Source organism: Bradyrhizobium sp. CSS354 (assembly GCF_029051725.1).
GTDB lineage: Bacteria > Pseudomonadota > Alphaproteobacteria > Rhizobiales > Xanthobacteraceae > Bradyrhizobium.
In genome coordinates this window covers 115,490-131,178 of record NZ_JAACFU010000005.1, presented here as the reverse complement: position 1 = coordinate 131,178, position 15,689 = coordinate 115,490, and the positions used below count along the sequence as shown (strand labels likewise).

At 63.8% G+C, this 15,689-nt stretch carries 15 protein-coding genes; 5 read left to right on the top strand and 10 right to left on the bottom strand.

The features are described 5' to 3' along the window. Positions 1 to 11 precede the first annotated feature (11 nt). The 3 genes from GWG67_RS13570 to GWG67_RS13560 form a co-directional block, all read right to left on the bottom strand. Positions 12 to 1,304: a TRAP transporter large permease gene (locus tag GWG67_RS13570; protein WP_275169832.1), complete on the bottom strand. Its 1,293-nt coding sequence runs from the start codon at positions 1,302 to 1,304 to the stop codon at positions 12 to 14. Beyond that, positions 1,295 to 1,843 carry a TRAP transporter small permease gene (locus GWG67_RS13565; protein ID WP_275169831.1) on the bottom strand — a complete coding sequence of 183 codons (549 nt, stop codon included), beginning with the start codon at positions 1,841 to 1,843 and terminating at the stop codon, positions 1,295 to 1,297. Before GWG67_RS13565 ends, GWG67_RS13570 begins: the two co-directional genes overlap by 10 nt. Before the next feature lie 86 nt (positions 1,844 to 1,929). Continuing rightward, positions 1,930 to 2,901, bottom strand: coding sequence for a TRAP transporter substrate-binding protein (locus GWG67_RS13560; RefSeq protein ID WP_275169830.1), 972 nt, complete (start codon positions 2,899 to 2,901; stop codon positions 1,930 to 1,932). Positions 2,902 to 3,222: 321 nt separating this feature from the next. Here GWG67_RS13560 and GWG67_RS13555 point away from each other — a divergent pair, with 321 nt between their 5' ends. After that, on the top strand, positions 3,223 to 3,999 hold the full coding sequence (locus tag GWG67_RS13555) for a cyclase family protein (protein WP_275169829.1): 777 nt from the start codon (positions 3,223 to 3,225) through the stop codon (positions 3,997 to 3,999). Here the strand turns inward: GWG67_RS13555 and GWG67_RS13550 are convergent. Then, complete coding sequence (locus GWG67_RS13550) at positions 3,996 to 4,724, bottom strand: Crp/Fnr family transcriptional regulator (protein WP_275169828.1); 729 nt, start codon at positions 4,722 to 4,724, stop codon at positions 3,996 to 3,998. The two genes, GWG67_RS13555 and GWG67_RS13550, sit on opposite strands and share 4 nt — an antisense overlap. A 492-nt stretch (positions 4,725 to 5,216) precedes the next feature. Next, the gene (locus tag GWG67_RS13545; RefSeq protein ID WP_275169827.1) at positions 5,217 to 5,927 is read right to left on the bottom strand and encodes a helix-turn-helix domain-containing protein; all 711 of its coding nucleotides are present in this window, start codon (positions 5,925 to 5,927) and stop codon (positions 5,217 to 5,219) included. A gap of 148 nt (positions 5,928 to 6,075) precedes the next feature. On the opposite strand from GWG67_RS13545, the gene GWG67_RS13540 reads away from it, so the two are divergent. Beyond that, the gene (locus tag GWG67_RS13540; protein WP_275169826.1) at positions 6,076 to 6,390 is read left to right on the top strand and encodes a cytochrome c; all 315 of its coding nucleotides are present in this window, start codon (positions 6,076 to 6,078) and stop codon (positions 6,388 to 6,390) included. A 6-nt stretch (positions 6,391 to 6,396) separates the two neighbouring features. Here the strand turns inward: GWG67_RS13540 and GWG67_RS13535 are convergent, their stop codons facing one another. From GWG67_RS13535 to GWG67_RS13525, 3 genes are read right to left on the bottom strand one after another with little or no spacing between them, the layout of a single operon-like run. Continuing rightward, a complete protein-coding gene (locus GWG67_RS13535; protein ID WP_275169825.1) occupies positions 6,397 to 7,500 on the bottom strand; it encodes an MlaD family protein in 1,104 nt (367 codons plus the stop codon). Between the two features lie 3 nt (positions 7,501 to 7,503). Further along, positions 7,504 to 8,271, bottom strand: a complete 768-nt coding sequence (locus tag GWG67_RS13530; protein ID WP_275169824.1) for an ABC transporter ATP-binding protein — start codon at positions 8,269 to 8,271, stop codon at positions 7,504 to 7,506. A 2-nt stretch (positions 8,272 to 8,273) separates the two neighbouring features. Continuing rightward, a complete protein-coding gene (locus GWG67_RS13525; RefSeq protein WP_275169823.1) occupies positions 8,274 to 9,410 on the bottom strand; it encodes an ABC transporter permease in 1,137 nt (378 codons plus the stop codon). Positions 9,411 to 9,586: 176 nt separating this feature from the next. Between GWG67_RS13525 and GWG67_RS13520 the strand changes: the two genes are divergently transcribed. Next, the gene (locus GWG67_RS13520) at positions 9,587 to 9,862 is read left to right on the top strand and encodes a hypothetical protein (protein ID WP_275169822.1); all 276 of its coding nucleotides are present in this window, start codon (positions 9,587 to 9,589) and stop codon (positions 9,860 to 9,862) included. Next, on the top strand, positions 9,863 to 10,351 hold the full coding sequence (locus GWG67_RS13515; RefSeq protein ID WP_275169821.1) for a phage holin family protein: 489 nt from the start codon (positions 9,863 to 9,865) through the stop codon (positions 10,349 to 10,351). It begins immediately after the preceding gene. A 9-nt stretch (positions 10,352 to 10,360) separates the two neighbouring features. On the opposite strand, the gene GWG67_RS13510 is transcribed toward GWG67_RS13515, so the two are convergent. Next, positions 10,361 to 13,054 (bottom strand): bifunctional acetate--CoA ligase family protein/GNAT family N-acetyltransferase, encoded by a 2,694-nt coding sequence (locus tag GWG67_RS13510; RefSeq protein WP_275169820.1) that lies wholly within the window; start codon positions 13,052 to 13,054, stop codon positions 10,361 to 10,363. Between the two features lie 70 nt (positions 13,055 to 13,124). Continuing rightward, on the bottom strand, positions 13,125 to 13,955 hold the full coding sequence (locus tag GWG67_RS13505) for a universal stress protein (protein WP_275169819.1): 831 nt from the start codon (positions 13,953 to 13,955) through the stop codon (positions 13,125 to 13,127). Between the two features lie 195 nt (positions 13,956 to 14,150). Between GWG67_RS13505 and GWG67_RS13500 the strand changes: the two genes are divergently transcribed. Then, positions 14,151 to 15,677, top strand: a complete 1,527-nt coding sequence (locus GWG67_RS13500) for a bifunctional aminoglycoside phosphotransferase/ATP-binding protein (protein ID WP_275169818.1) — start codon at positions 14,151 to 14,153, stop codon at positions 15,675 to 15,677. Positions 15,678 to 15,689: the final 12 nt, after the last annotated feature.

Here is a 15,689-nt window from a genome sequence, read left to right as displayed (position 1 = left end):
CTGTATTGCTGCTATCCCTTGTAGCCCATCAGCAGGCGGGGCAGCCACAGCGAGAAGGCGGGGACGTAGGTCACGAACATCAGAGCTGCGATCAGGGCGGCATAGAACGGCAGGATGGTGCGCATCACCGCACCCACCGAGATGCCGCCGATGGCGCAGCCCACGAATTGCGTGGTCCCGACCGGCGGGGTGTTCAGCCCGAGTGCGCAGTTGATCAGCATCAGCATGCCGAACTGTACCGGATCCATGCCCGCCTTCATCGCGATCGGCAGGAAGATGGGCGTGCAGATCAGGATGGTCGCTGCCATGTCCATGAACGTGCCCAGCACGAACAGGATGACGTTGATGAGCAGGAAGATGACCCAGGGTTGGGTCGAGACCTTGCTCATCATCTCGCCGGCGAAGTCGGCCACCTCGTAAAGTCCCATCAGATACTGGAACATGGTGGAGACGCCGATCAGCAGCAGCACCACGCCCGTGGTCTTCACCGCCTTGGCCGCAGCGCGCAGGAAGTTCGGCAAGGTCATGGTGCGGTAGATGAAGAACGTCAACAGGATCGTGTAGGTGACCGCGACCGCCGCGGATTCGGTTGCCGTGAACACGCCGGACAGGATGCCCGCCAGGATGATGCCGATGATCAGAAGGCCGGGCAGAGCGGCCGCGAGCGAGCGAAAAACCGCGGGCCAGCCCGGGAACTTGCCGGCCGGGTAGCCGCGCTTCACCGCGACCGCGTAAGCGGCGACCAGCATGCACACCATCAGCACCAGTGCCGGCAGGAGACCGGCGGCGATCAGCGCGCCGATCGAGACCTTGCCGCCGGCGGCGAGCGCATAAATGATCATGTTGTGACTGGTCGGCATCAAGGCTCCGACCAGCGACGCATGGGTCGTGACGTTGACGGCATAGTCGGTGTCGAAACCTTCCTTCTTCATCATGGGGATCATCACCGCCCCCATCGCCGACACGTCGGCGACAGGCGAGCCGGACACGCCGCCGAACAGCGTGCAGGCGACCACGTTCGACATGCCGAGCCCGCCGCGGATGTGTCCGACGAGATTCTTGGCGAGCTGCACGATCTTGTCGGCGACGCCGCCATGCAGCATCAGCTCACCGCTGAAGACGAAGAACGGGATGGCGAGGAAGGAGAAGATGTTCATCCCCGACATCATCTGCTGGAAGATGACGGCGACCGGCAGGCCTTCGTAGAGGATGGTGCAAATCGCCGAGAGGCCGATCGCAAAGGCGACGGGGACGCCGAGGATCAGGAAGCCGAAGAAAGTGGCGCCGAGGATGATCAGTTCCATGAGGGGACGACCTCTTCGCCGCGCAGGAGAGCAATGATGTGCTCGATTGAAAACGATACGATCAGGACACCGGAGGCGATCAGCGGCACGTAGCGGATGACCTCGGGCAGACCGAGATTGGGGATCTTCACGGTTCCGACCGACGCTCCGAGGATCCAGCCGTTATAGGCCATCGCAACGCCGAACCCGGCCACCAGGACGTGGATGACGATCTCGATTTTCTCTCGTGCGTGATCCGGCAGCATCACCAGCAAACTGTCCATGCCGATATGCCCGGCATCGCGCACGCCGACAGCGGCGCCGATCAACGTGACATAGAGGATCAGAACCAAGGCAAGGTTCTCCGTCCAGGTCGGGCTGGAATTGAGCACATAACGTCCGAACACCTGGTAGAAGACGATGGTGACGATCACGAGCAGCCCGGTCACCGACAGATACATGCCCAGCCGAGCGACGGGAGCATTGATCCGGGACAGCAAGCCGGTGGACGGGCGTCCGGCTACGTCCAGTTCGTGGTCTGCGATGTGAGGGTCTGTCATCCAAGTCTCCTTGCAAGTCTCCTTGCGCGCCTCCAACGCGTCGGTCCGGTGTCGCCAATCGGCGACGCCGGACCGACGCAATGGTCTTACTTCGTGTCCTGGATACGCTTGACGAGGCCCTTCAGCTTCTCGTCACCGGCGAACTTGTCGTATACCGGCTTCATCGCGTCGACGAACTCCGCCTTGTTGGCGATCGTCACGACCTGAACGCCGGCCGCCTCGACGGTCTTGCGGGACGCCTGCTCACGCTCGTCCCAGAGCTTGCGCATGACGGGAACCGATTCCTTCGCCGCCTTGCGGACCATCGCCTGGTCATCCTTGCTCAGCGTGTCCCAGACCGTCTTGGACATCACGAGAACTTCGGGCGCCAAAGAGTGTTCGGTGATGTTGTAGAACTTGGCGGCCTCGAAGTGGCGCGAGGACTCGTAAGACGGCCAGTTGTTCTCGGCAGCGTCCACCAGACCGGTCTTGAGAGCGGTATAGACCTCGCCATAGGGCATCGGCGTCGGATTGGCCCCGAGGCTCTGGATCATGCCGACCCACAGATCGGATTGCTGGACGCGAATCTTCAGACCCTTGAGGTCCGCGAGCGACTTGATCGGGGCCTTGACGGTGTAAATGGACCGGGCGCCGCTGTCATAATAGGCGAGGCCGACCAGGCCGGCGGGCGCCATGGCCGCCAGGATCTCGTCGCCGATCGGCCCGTCAAGGACGGTGCGCATGTGCTGCGTGTCCCGGAAGATGAAGGGCAGGCACAACGCGATGGTTTCCGGCACGAAGTTGTTCAAGGGCGATGCGTTGATCCGCATCATGTCGAGGGCGCCGATCTTGAGCTGCTCGATGGTGTCCTTCTCGGAGCCCAAGGCTCCGTTGGGAAACACCTTCACGCCAAGCTTGCCGCCGCTCGCCGCGGCGAGCTGCTTGCCCATGAACTTGACGGCTTCGACGGTCGGATAATCGGCGGGATGGATGTCGGCGGAACGGAAATCGCGTGCGGTCGCCAAGGGGGCTGAGACCGCCAGCAGAGCGGCTGCGATGATGCCGGTAAGTATCTTCATCTGGGCTTCCTCCTGAATTGATTATGTCGTTGGGCAGATGCTGCGGGCCGCCTTGGGTCGCTCCACTTCTGGTGTGAAGTCAAGCGCCATCGTCGTCCCTAGGGCGCGCGGCATTCCCTGTCCAAGCCAAATCCGGCATCGATCAATGCTAGAGTTGCATCGATGGATCGACCCGGTTTGGGCAGACACCGGCTCATCGACCAGTTTTTCCGAAATCATCTACCGTCTGGCGCGGGAAGCGTTCATGCGCGTTGCTTGACGCCGCCGGTGCGGCCCCCTCAAGATGCTGCAAAACGAAGCGAACCATCCCGAGGAATGCCCATGCCGCGGAAGCTGATCGACATTTCCGTGCCGCTCAGAAACGACGTGACGGCGGATCCGCCGGGCAATCACCCGACGATCCAGTACATCGATCACCAGCAGGGCCTGCCGCGGATGCTGCAGTTCTTCGACGGCCTCACGGCACAGGACCTGCCGGACGGCCAGGGCTGGGCCGTCGAGCAGGTCTCGCTGTCGACCCATAACGGCACGCATCTCGATGCGCCCTGGCACTTCCATCCAACCATGAATCGCGGCGAACGGTCATGGACGATCGACGAAGTGCCGCTGGAATGGTGCTTTCAGCCCGGCGTGAAGCTCGACTTCCGGCATCTCCCCGACGGCTATGTCGCGAGCGCCGACGACATCGAGAAGGAGTTGAGGCGGATCGGGCATGCGCTGTCGCCGCTGGAGATCGTCGTCGTCAACACCGGCGCCGGCGCCAAGTTCGGCCAAGCCGACTATGTCAGCTCAGGCTGCGGCATGGGCTATGAGGCCACCATGTATCTGCTCGAACGCGGCGTGCGGCTGACCGGCACCGACGGCTGGAGCTGGGACGCGCCGTTCGTCCACACCGCGAAGAAATATGCCGAAACGAAAGATGCCGGCCTGATCTGGGAGGGCCACAAGGCGGGGCGGCACATCGGCTATTGCCATCTCGAGAAGCTGCACAATCTCGGCCAGCTGCCTTCGACCGGGTTCACCGTCTCGTGCTTTCCAGTGAAAATCGAGCGGGCCTCCGCGGGCTGGACCCGCGCCGTCGCGGTCATCGACAGCTAGCTGTCGAGCCCGCTCTCGGCGAGTTCGCGCAAGGCATCAATGTCGAGCACGACAATGGCGCCGTGCTCGAGGCGAACCCAGTTGCGGCCCGCCCAGGCACGCAATTGCTTGTTGATGCTCTCGCGTGTCATCCCCACCATCTCGCTGATCTCCTGCTGCGTGATGACAAGCGTGCCGCTGCCGGAGTCGAACTTGCGCTCTTCGGTGAGGCCGAGCAGTGCGCTCGCGAGCCGGCCCGGCAGATTTTGCAGGATCACCTGCTCGACCTGCTGGCTGGTCCAGCGCAGGCGCGCGCAGAGCAGCTCGATGAATTTCATTGCGAGCGCCGGCTGGCTCTTCACGAACGGCAGGAAGTCCCGGCGATCGATGATGTAGAGCTCGCAATTGGTGTTGGCGGTCGCATCGGCCGACCTGGGGGCGCCGTCGAGCACCGCGATTTCGCCGAAGATCTCTCCAGGACCGATCAGATTGAGAATGGCGTTGCGACCGTCAGGCGACGAAGAGGAAATCTTCACCGTCCCTGTGATCACCGCGAACAGATTGTTGCCGGGATCGCCCTTGGCGGCGATCGTCGCGCCACGCTTCACCGTGGTGTGCTTGGCGTAACGGCAAAGCTGATCCAGCGCCTCCGGCTCCAGATCCGCAAAGATCGGGTGCTTGCGCAGGACCGATAATTTATTCCCCGCCGCTTGTCGGGGGTCGTCGCCGGTCTTGTCCTGAGGCACGCCACTGGGCTCCTAAGACTGCGAGGCACTGGGGTCCCTGCGTAGTCAGTGTAGCCCAGTTTTTCAACCGGAAAGCATGCGCCCCCATTTGAGGCAAACGCGGCGAAAATGCCGCGGTCAGGCACAAAGCCCGCAGCCGAAGGATGAGCCAATGCGTCCCGGTCGATGCAGAGTTGCAAGCGCCGCAAGCCGCCTTGCGTTGAGGCGCTGCCAACCATCCCGAACTCGCACGGCATAGCCCGCGCCGCGAGTGCCGCAAAATGCGACCGTGATCTCAGGAGCTTCGAGGCTTGACGTCCGACTCGGGCCGGCTTGCGCTGGTCTGCCGGTCTGCCCAGACCAGTGCCCCGGCGAATGTGACAAAGATTGCCACGATGCTCATAAGCAACGCGTCAGCCGGCATGATGCCCTCCCCTGTGGTTTCAGGCATTATTCGGGGCACGCGGCCGAACACATTGATCCCGGTCAAAATTGAGCCGCGCTACGTCGGAATCAGGCTGCGGCCAGAGCCTCGACCTTCGCCGGATCGAGCAGGCTGATCCCGCCATGAATGATCTCGATCACGCCGTGGCGCTCCAGCTTGGTGAAGGTGCGGCTGACGGTCTCGATGGTCAGGCCGAGGTAGTCGGCGATGTCCTGGCGGCTCATTGGAAGCGGAACCGTGTCCGACGCCCCCTTCAGCGAGACCAGCCGCTCGCGCCAGCCGAGCAGAAAGGCAGCAACCTTTTCGTCCGCCGAACGGCGGCCGAGCAGGACCATGTGGTCCCGGGCCTGGTTCAGCTCGCGAATTGCCAGTTCGTTGATCCGCCTGAGGAGGTGCAGCCGGTCCTCGATGAAACGGCCGAAAGGTGCCTTAGCGAACTGGCATACGGTCACCGCGCCGATCGCATCGGCCGAAAAATTGTGCCTGCCCGAAACATTCATCCCCAAGAAATCGCCGGGCAAGGCAAAGCCCACGATCTGCCGGCGGCCGTCGGTCAGCAGCTTGTACAGCCGCATGACGCCCTCGACGAGATTGTAGAACGAGGTCGTGATGTCCTCCTCGGAGAACACAGTCTCGCCTGAGGAAAAATGGACGCGCCGACCGAGATGCTCGAATTCCCGAAGCTCGACCGCATCCAACGACGAACAAACCGCAGATGCGCGGACAGCGCAATCGCTGCAAAGCTGCCAGTTCGGCTCAATCGTGACCACGGGCTTCATCGACCGCTCCAAGCGCCGGCTGCCCATCAGGCCCATTCCGCCGCGCGGCTGCATTTTACTGCACTGCGCCAAAGCCGGTTGACCCAGATCAATTTTGGGGGGAATCCCCGCCCTATTCTTCTCCCAGACTTAAACGGGGTCACTTTACATGCTGGAAGGAACGCTGCGTCACGGGTTGATCGGGTTGCTTCTGATGACGCCTGCCCTGGCGGCCCCGTCCGAGCAACGCGGCAAGGCCTTTGCGCGAGCCAATTGCGCGCGCTGCCACGCGATCGACCGTGCGTCGAACAGTCCGCTCAAGGTCGCACCGCCGCTGCGGGCCCTGCACCAGCGTTATCCCATCGAGAGCCTTGGGGAGGCGCTGGCCGAGGGCATCAACACCGGCCACGCCGACATGCCGGCCTTCGAGCTCAGTCCGGACCAGATCCACGATCTGCTGTCCTACCTCAAGACCCTGGAATAGCCGGCGTCACACCGCCTGCACCGTCCAGCCGATCAGCTCCTTCGCGATGCGCGTGAAGGCCGTATCGAACGCTGCGACCGCTACGGCCGGCTCGACCTTGTCGAGCTTTTCGCTGGTCTCGACGAGACGCGAGGCGATCACCTTGCCGTTCTTGTCGACGATCCGTGCCGACAATCCGATCTCGACCCGTGTCTCCCCCTCCGTGGCAATGCGGAAGCGCCTGATGTCGATCAGCAGCTGATAGTCCGCCTGCCCGAGATCGGCCGTGCGCAACGGCGCGTGGGCGATGTCGTAATTCTCGAAACTGTCGATCAGCCGCGCCTGTACCAGCTTAGGAATGCTGTCGGCCCAGAGGAAGTTCGCAAAGCCCGGATTGTCGCCGTCCGGCGCGAACAGCATGCGCTGGGTCTGCAGCATGGCGACTGCCGTCGGCTCGGGAATGGCCAGTGACGCCGAGAGCGTCTTGCCGGCCGGACCGAGGTTCTGCGGCGTGCGCAGGTCATAGGTGACTTTCTGCGCCGGCGTTCCGCCGCCGGTCATCTTCTCCAGGCCCGCCAGAATGCCGTCAATCTTGCCGGTGTTGCGCGCAAGTCCATCGGAGAAGGTCTTGAGATTCGCGACGGTGTCCTTTAGCGGGCCCGAATTGTCTTCCAGCACGGTGTCGACCCGCCGCAGTGCATCACGCGCGGCCTGCGTCATGCTCTGGCCCGCACCCGCCTCGGCAATCAAGGTCGGGGGCTCGCCGGATCTGGTGACGATGACGCCTCCCTCCAGCGTCACCACCGGCACGCCGGTCAGCCCCTGGAAATCGAGCCCGACCCTGCTGTCGGCGCGCACCGGCGTGGTTGAAGCAACCGAGATTGTCGCATTGACGAAGCGTGGATTGTCCGGCGCTAGCCCGAGCTGGGTGACCTCGCCGACGCGGATGCCGTTGAACAGCACGCCGGCGCCGACCAGAAGACCGGGCACCGGGCCCTGAAATTGCACGTGATAGCTCGTGCGCGGCCCGATGCCGCCGGTGTTGTTCAGCCAATAGACGAAGCCGAACACCGCGAGGATCGCGGCCAGGACGAAACTGCCGATCAGCACGTAGGGAGCGCGGGTTTCCATGTCTCATCTCATCTCGTGTTGCAGCATCTGCGAGCGCTTTCCATGGAAATAGGCGCGCACCCAGGGATGCTCGGATTGCAGTAGTTCGCGCATCGGACCGATCGCCACGATCTTGCCGTCGGCGAGAGCGGCGACGCGATCGCAGACCGTGGTCAGGCTCGCCAGATCATGGGTGACCATGAACACGGTGAGGCCGAGGGTCTTTTGCAGTGTCCCGATCAACGCATCGAAATCACCCGCCGCGATCGGATCGAGGCCTGAGGTCGGCTCGTCCAGGAAGAGGATCGGCGGATCGAGCGCGAGCGCGCGCGCCAGCGCGACGCGCTTGGTCATGCCGCCGGATAGCTCCGCCGGATATTTATCGGCATCCTGCGCCCGCAGCCCGACCATTTCGAGCTTGGCGATCGCGATTTCGTCCATCAGCTCCTGGGATAGGACGAGATTTTCACGGAGCGGAAACTGGATGTTCTGCCGGACCGTCAGCGAGGAGAACAGCGCGCCCTGCTGGAACAGGATGCCCCATGTCGTGGCCGCGCCTTCGGTGCGGCCACCGATTGGCCGTCCCACGACCTCGATGGTCCCGCCTTGGCGCGGGATGAGGCCGATGATGGTTCGCATTAGCACCGACTTGCCGCCGCCGGACGCACCCACGAGTCCGAGGATCTCACCGCGGCGCACGTCGAGCGACAGATGATCGAGCACGGTCTGCCGGCCGAAGCCGACCACGAGGTCGCGAACGCGGATCGCGAACTGCTCTTGCGATTCGCTCATGATCACATTCCGATCGAGGCGAAGAAGATCGCGAACAGGCCGTCGAGCACGATCACCAGGAAGATCGACTTGACCACCGACGTCGTGGTCTGTCGACCCAGCGACTCGGCGCTGCCCTTCACGCGCAAGCCCTCGCTGCAAGCGACTACTCCGATCACCAGCGCCATGAACGGCGCCTTCAGGATGCCCACCTCGAAATGGGCGACCGAGATCGCCTCATGCAGCCGCGCGATGTAGATCGCCGGCGCCATGCCGCCGTAAAACTGCGCGACCAGGCCGCCGCCATAGAGTGCGGCGATCGACCCGATGAAAGCAAGGATCGGCAGCGCAATGACCAGGGCCACAACCCGCGGCAGGATCAGGACGTGGACGGGATCGAGGCCCATGGTCGAGAGCGCATCGATCTCCTCGCGCATCTTCATCGAGCCGAGCTCGGCGGTGTAGGCGCTTCCCGAGCGGCCGGCGACCATGATGGCGACGATCAGCACGCCGAGTTCGCGCAGCACCAGGATGCCGACCATGTCGACGGTGTAGGATTCCGCGCCGAACCTGCGGAAATGAAAAAATCCCTGCTGGGCGATGATGGCGCCGATCAGGAAGGTGATCAGCACGACGATGGGGATGGCCTGCCAGCCGATGCGGTAGAGCTGATAGATCAGCGATGTCAGCCGCAGCGAGCGCGGCCGGCGCAGCACGCCAATCACGGCCATGAACAACGCGCCCAGCATTTGAAGAAAGATCGTGATGTCTTCGCGCGCGCCGACCGTGGACTTGCCGAGATCGTTCAGTCTGACCAGGACAGGGTTGGGTGCAGGCGTCGGCGCCGGCGTGTGGCGGTTGACCTGACGCACCTCGTCCATCAGGCCACTGAAATGGTCGGCGACACCGATAAACTCGGCCGATTGACCGGATGATGAGGCCCTGCGCGACAGCTTTTCCAGGACCCAGGCGCCGAGCGTGTCGAGCGCGCTGACGCCTGACATGTCCAGCGTCACGGTTCTGGATTGATCGACATCCGCTCCGACCGACCGGGACAACGTCTCCAGCATTGACACGTTCGCGGCAATCCACGGCCCTTCCGGGCACAATTTCAGCTCTTCGCCGGAGGACGTTGCCAGCAACAGCGGTTCGGAGTTCACGCTTCCACCTCATCGGGACAACCGGGTCCCCATTCAGCCGGTCATTCTAGGCCAGCATGTGGCAGCCGGTTTGACCTGTCTCAAGGCCACGACGCGTCTGCGTCCTTGACGCAAATCAAGCGCGCTCGCGCCGGCGGGTCCTAGGTTTGATTCCATTCAACGGGGAAATCAGATCCATGTTCGACAGCGACAGGATGAGCGAAGAACTGCGCACGCTGAAGGTTGACGTCACACGCTTGCTGAGCACGGCCGGCGAGGAGATGTTCGACAGTTCGAAAGCCCGCGCGGAGGCCCTTGCCGATCAGATCAAGGCCGCGCTCGCCGAGCTCGGCGAGACCGTTGACGCGGACCAGGAGCAGCTTCAGGGCCTCATTGCGGACCGCCCGATCACATCACTTGCTTCGGCTTTCGCGCTCGGCGTGGTCGTCGGCTTCATGCTGCGGAGGCACTAGGTGAACACGGAAAATGTCGTGAAGCATTTGCGTGTGCTCTGGCGTACCGACAGGATTATCGCGGACATCAGGCTGCGCCACCTGCTGATCGGCCTCGGCTTGCGCGCCTTTGCGGCGCTGATCGCCGCGTTCGGGCTGCTGATGCTGGAGCTGTCCGCCTATTTCGCACTGGTGCAGATCTGGAGTGCCATTGGCGCGGCGGCCATCCTCGGCGCCGTCAATTTTGCCATCGCAGCAATTCTCTTCGTGATTGCCGGCCGGCCTCCTTCGGGCCGCGACATCGAACTCGCCAACGAGATTCACGGCGCATCCATCGAAGCTCTTCAGCTCGAGGCACGCACATTCCAGGCCCAGGTGTCGGGCGCCGTCCATCATCCGCTCAGCACGATCTTGCCCGTGCTGGTGCCGCTGATTGCGGTCCTGATCAAGGATTTGCGGAGAGCGGCCAAGGACTCCGCCGCCGCAAATCCGGCTGAAGCGCGCTCCTAACGGGCGCGCTCAAAGCTTCAGCCTGACGTCGCAAAGATCCGGCTCGGCCGGGTCCGGCTTCACCTCGAAGCCGAGCTGCCGGCACATTTCGAGCATCGTGGTGTTCTCCCTGAGAACATCACCGGAGATCGCTTTCAGACCCTCCGATCTCGCGTAATCGATGATCAACTGCATTAGAGCCCATCCCAGTCCCTTGCCTTTGAGATCGGACCGCAGCAGGATCGCATATTCGCCGCTCTCGTAGATCGAGTCCGAATGGAGTCGGACCACGCCAACCATCTCACCGGTCGCCTCGTCGAATGCGATAAATGCCATCGCCCGCGCGTAGTCGAGCTGGGTCAGGCGCGCGATGAACTCGTGGGTGAACTCCTTCATCGGCGCGAAGAAGCGCAGACGAAGGTCGTGCGACGTGACATGCTTCAGGAATGCGTGGATGGTCGGCTCGTCCTCCGGACGCAGGGGCCGCGCGAAGATCCGCCAGCCCTCCTTGAGCTTGAGGTGGCGCTCCCATTGCGACGGATAGGCCCGAACGGCGAAGTTGGCGGCGCCGGAGCCGGCAAACTTCCTTTGCGGCGGCCCGACTGCGACGCGAGCGTCGACCGCGGTCACGCCGGTTTCGTCCGCCAGCAGCGGATTGATGTCGAATTCGCGGATCTCGGGAATGTCGGCGGCCATCTGCGCCAGCTTGACCAGGACCATGGCGACGGCGTCGGGCTTCACCGCCGGCACGTCCCGGTAAGCGCGAAGCAGCCGTGACACGCGCGTGCGGTCGATCAGGTCGCGGGCCAGTTGCAGATCGAGCGGTGGTAGCGCAAGCGCCTTGTCGTTGATGATCTCGACCGCGGTCCCGCCGCGGCCGAACACGACGACGGTGCCGAAGGTCGGATCGTCGGCGAGGCCCAAAATCAGCTCGCGCGCCTTCGCCTTGACAACCATCGCCTGCACGATGACGCCCTCAATGCGGGCTTGCGGACGCAGCTTCCTCGCGCGGGCGAGAATATCGGTGGCGGCGGCGCGTACCGCCTCGACCGTCGTCAAATTGAGCACGACGCCACCGACATCGGATTTGTGTACGATATCGCGCGACATGATCTTCAGAACGACGGTGGCGCCTTGCGCGAAGATGTCTTTCGCGTAGGCCACCGCCTGCTCGACATCGGCCGCGGCGTATGTGGGCACCATCGCGATATCGTACGCTTCGAGCAGGTGCTTGATCTCGACGGGTTCGAGCCACTGCCGGCCGTCTGCGATGGCCGCAGCTACGATCTGCTTCGCGGCACGTGCGTCTGGCACGAAAGTATCGGGCATCGCGGGTGGAACCTGGCTCAGCTCCTCCACCACTTCGCGGTGCCGGACCAGGTGCATGAAACCGCGCACGGCGTCATCCTCGGTCGGATAGTTCGGGATGCCGGCGCCAGAGAGTGCTTGAACGATGTTCTGATCGGCTCCGACCCAGGCGGCCAGCACGGGCTTCGCCCATCGGCGGTGCTGCTCGCGGTACTTGCCGACGAGCTCCGTCACGGCCGTGGCGATGTCGGCAGCCGAGGCGATCGCGGTCTGCACATTGAGGACCAGGACCGCGTCGTTGTCGGGATCGGCGAGCAGCACCTCGAGCGCCGCCGCGTAGCGCGCCGCATCGGCGTCGCCCACGATGTCGACGGGATTTGCGCCGGACCAGGTCGGCGGCAGCACGTCATCGAGTTTCTTGCGGGCGTCCGCCGAGATGGTGGCCGGAATGCCGCCGAGCTCGACCAGGCGGTCAATAGCGAGGACACCGATGCCGCCGCCATTGGTCAGGATGGCGAGGCGCTTTCCCGCCGGCGATTCGACGCGGCCGAGCGTCTCGGCGCAATCGAACAGCTCGCGCAGATCGGAGACCCGCAGGACGCCCGCGCGGCGGAACGCCGCGTCATAGACGGCGTCGGCGCCCGCGAGTGCACCGGTATGGGTGGCGGCCGCCTTCGCGCCCTGCGCCATTCGGCCGGACTTCACCACGACGACCGGCTTCACCCGCGCCGCGGCGCGGGCGGCCGACATGAACTTGCGCGCGTCCTTGATGGCTTCGATGTAGAGCAGGATCGCGCGGGTCTTGTGATCCATCGCGAAATAGTCGAGCAGATCGGCAATATCGACGTCGATTTGATCGCCGATCGAGACGATGCCGGAGAAGCCGACGCCGCGCTGCGCGGCCCAATCGACCATGCCGGCCGCGATCGCGCCTGATTGCGAGATCAGCGCGAGATTGCCCGGGCCCGGCATGTGCGCGGCAAAACTCGCATTCAGGCTCACGCCGGGCATCATGATGCCCAAGCAATTCGGCCCGATCAGCCGCATCCCGTATTTGCGGGCCGCAGCGATGGCGGCCACATGGAGGGACCCCGGTCCGTGACCAAGCCCGGCCGAGACGATCAGGGCACCCGCCGAGCCGCGCCGCCCGGCTTGATCGACAATGCCGGGGACCGCGCGCGCCGGCGCGGTGATGACCACGAGCTCGGGCACGAACGACAACTTGTCGAGGCTGTCCACGGCCGCGACGCCGCCGATCTCGGCATGGCGCGGATTGACGAGGCCGAACTGTCCCGTGAATCCAGCCTTGCGGATGTTCTCCAGAACGGCGCGTCCAACGGAGACCGGGCGGGCGCTCGCACCGACGAGCGCGACCGAACGCGGCGACAGCAGGTTCTTCAGACGATAGGTTGACATGAAAACAAATGCGCCCGGTCGGTGGCGGTTCCGATGGTTGACGATCAAGCCCGATAAACTGGCGACCCGCCTAGTAGGAGATCATAACCCAGCACGGTGGCTCGCCAATGACGGTCTTTGTCACACCGCCCCAAACAATCTCGTTCAGGCGCGAATGATGGTAGGCGCCCATCACGATCGCATCGATGGCATGGGAATTCGCCCAGCTTCCGAGCACCTTGCCAATCGAGCTGCCGCCGCCCGCCACGGTTTCGAACGAGGCATAGACCCCGTGTTCCCTCAAGTGGTCGACCAGAGCCGTCCCGGATTGCACGATCGCGTCGGACTTGTCGTCCGCCACGGTCACCACGCGGACCAGGGCTGCTGCCTGAAGGATAGGCAGCGCGTCGCCGACCGCCCGCGCCGCACGCGCGGAGTGATCCCAGGCGATCATGATGTTCTCGAATTCCGGGCGCAGTTCGTCCAGATGCTGCTCCGGGCAGAGCAGCACGGGCCGTCCGGATTCGAACAGGAGCGTCTCGATGATGTGCTCGGTTCTGCTGTCGTGTGGCTTCACGGGGACCAGGGTGAGATCGCTGAAGCGCCCGTGTTCGGCCAGGACTGACGCGATCTGATCTGCCGGCACCTTGGCCGACCGGCTCTGAGCGCGAATGCTGGTGCGGGAGGTTGCACGGGTGAACGCATCCAGGAGGTGCTGCATGTCGCCCGCCCCGAGCGAGCCGTTTGCCTCGGCCGTATCGGGGAGCATCACCTTCGGCCGCACGAAAACATCCTCCTCGAGTGCAAGCGCGGTGATCCTGGCGCCGAGGTCGGCGGCAACGGCCACGCATTTCTCGATCGCAGCAAGGGCCGGGCCGCGCGGCTGACCGACGAGCGGTAGAAAGACGTCCTTGATGGGCATCGGAATTCTCCTCAGGCGCCAGAATAGGCCGGCTCGGGTCCGGACGCTTGATCCTCGTCAAGCCCCGGGAACTTCGACCGGTCTGAGGGAGACAGCCGTTGACCGAAGTCAAGGACTGGCCGCGATCTGCTTCTATGGATTACCCTGATCGCGGGGGCGAGCCGCCTTCCGACGCATCTGGACGTACCAGTTGGAATGACAGACGATTCTGCGACCCAGGACCGGATCTTTGCGGCACTCACCGCGGATCATCCAAACGTAAGGCGGATCGATACGCACGCAGCTTCGGTCTTTCTCGAAAGCAGGCGCGCGCTGAAAATCAAGCGCGCCGTGCAATTTCCGTTCCTCGATTATTCGACGCTCGAGAAGCGCAAGGCGGCGTGCGAAGAGGAGATCAGGATCAACCGGCCGCTGGCGCCGCAGATCTATCACCGCGTTGTGGCGATCACGGAAGAAGCCGATGGATCGGTGAAGGTCGACGGAAGCGGCCGGCCGATCGAGTATGCAGTCGAGATGTCGCGCTTCGACGAAAGCCGGACGCTGGATCATCTGGCCAAGGCCGGCCCGCTGGATGCAAATCTTGCCTCGGCTGTCGCCGACGCGATCGTGGCTTCGCATGCGCAGGCTGTTCGCGCCGACGGCAAGGCATGGGTGTCCTCCATCACCGACCTGATCGATGGCAACAGCAATGGCCTGCGGACGGGCAACCATCTCGAAGCTGGAGAGATCGCAGAACTCGGCAGAGACTCGCACGCAATGTTCCTCCGCCTCCGGCCTTTGCTCGAAGAGCGCGGCCGTCAAGGCTTCGTGCGCCGCTGCCATGGCGACTTGCATCTTGCGAACATCGTGTCGATCGATGAACAGCCGGTGCTGTTCGACGCCATCGAATTCGACCCCCAGATGGCAACCACCGACGTGCTCTACGATCTCGCATTCGGATTGATGGACCTTTTGCACCACAATCAGCCACGCGCGGCCAACATCGTGCTGAACCGCTATCTCGCCGTGACGCCGACCGAAAATCTCGACGCGCTCTCCGCCATGCCGCTGTTCATGTCCATCCGGGCGGCAATCCGCGCCCAGGTCGCGCTGGCACGGCTGAAGTCGCCGCATCCCCATGATACGGGCATTCTCGACGGTGCACGGCGCTATTTTGGCCTCGCCGGCGCGCTAATCCAGCCGCCTGCTCCCCGGCTGATTGCAATCGGCGGATTATCAGGCACCGGAAAGACGATTTTGGCACGCGCGCTCGCGCCGGACGTTACGCCGCAGCCGGGGGCCGTCGTGCTGCGCAGCGACCTCGTCCGCAAGCAGATGTTCGGGGTCGAGGACACGGACCGGCTGCCGGCATCCGCGTACACGCCGGAGGTCACGGCCCGCGTTTACGACATGTTGGCTCAGCACGCCGGGCGGGTGCTGGCGCAAGGCCATTCCGCGATCATCGACGGCGTGTTCGCCCGTGAGGACGAGCGAGACGCCGTCGCCACACTGGCGCGCGAGTGCAACGTGCCGCTGAGCGGCCTGTTTCTGGTTGCGGATCTCGCGACCCGGCAGGCGCGGATCGGCGGCCGCCGGGGCGACGCATCCGACGCCACGCAAGAGGTTGCCGCGCTGCAAGAGCACTATAATATCGGCCATGTCGGTTGGGCGACCATCGATGCATCCGGGACGCAAGAGCAGACGCTCCAGAACTGCCGGGACGCGATCGCCGAGAGCAAGTAAGGCAATCTGCAA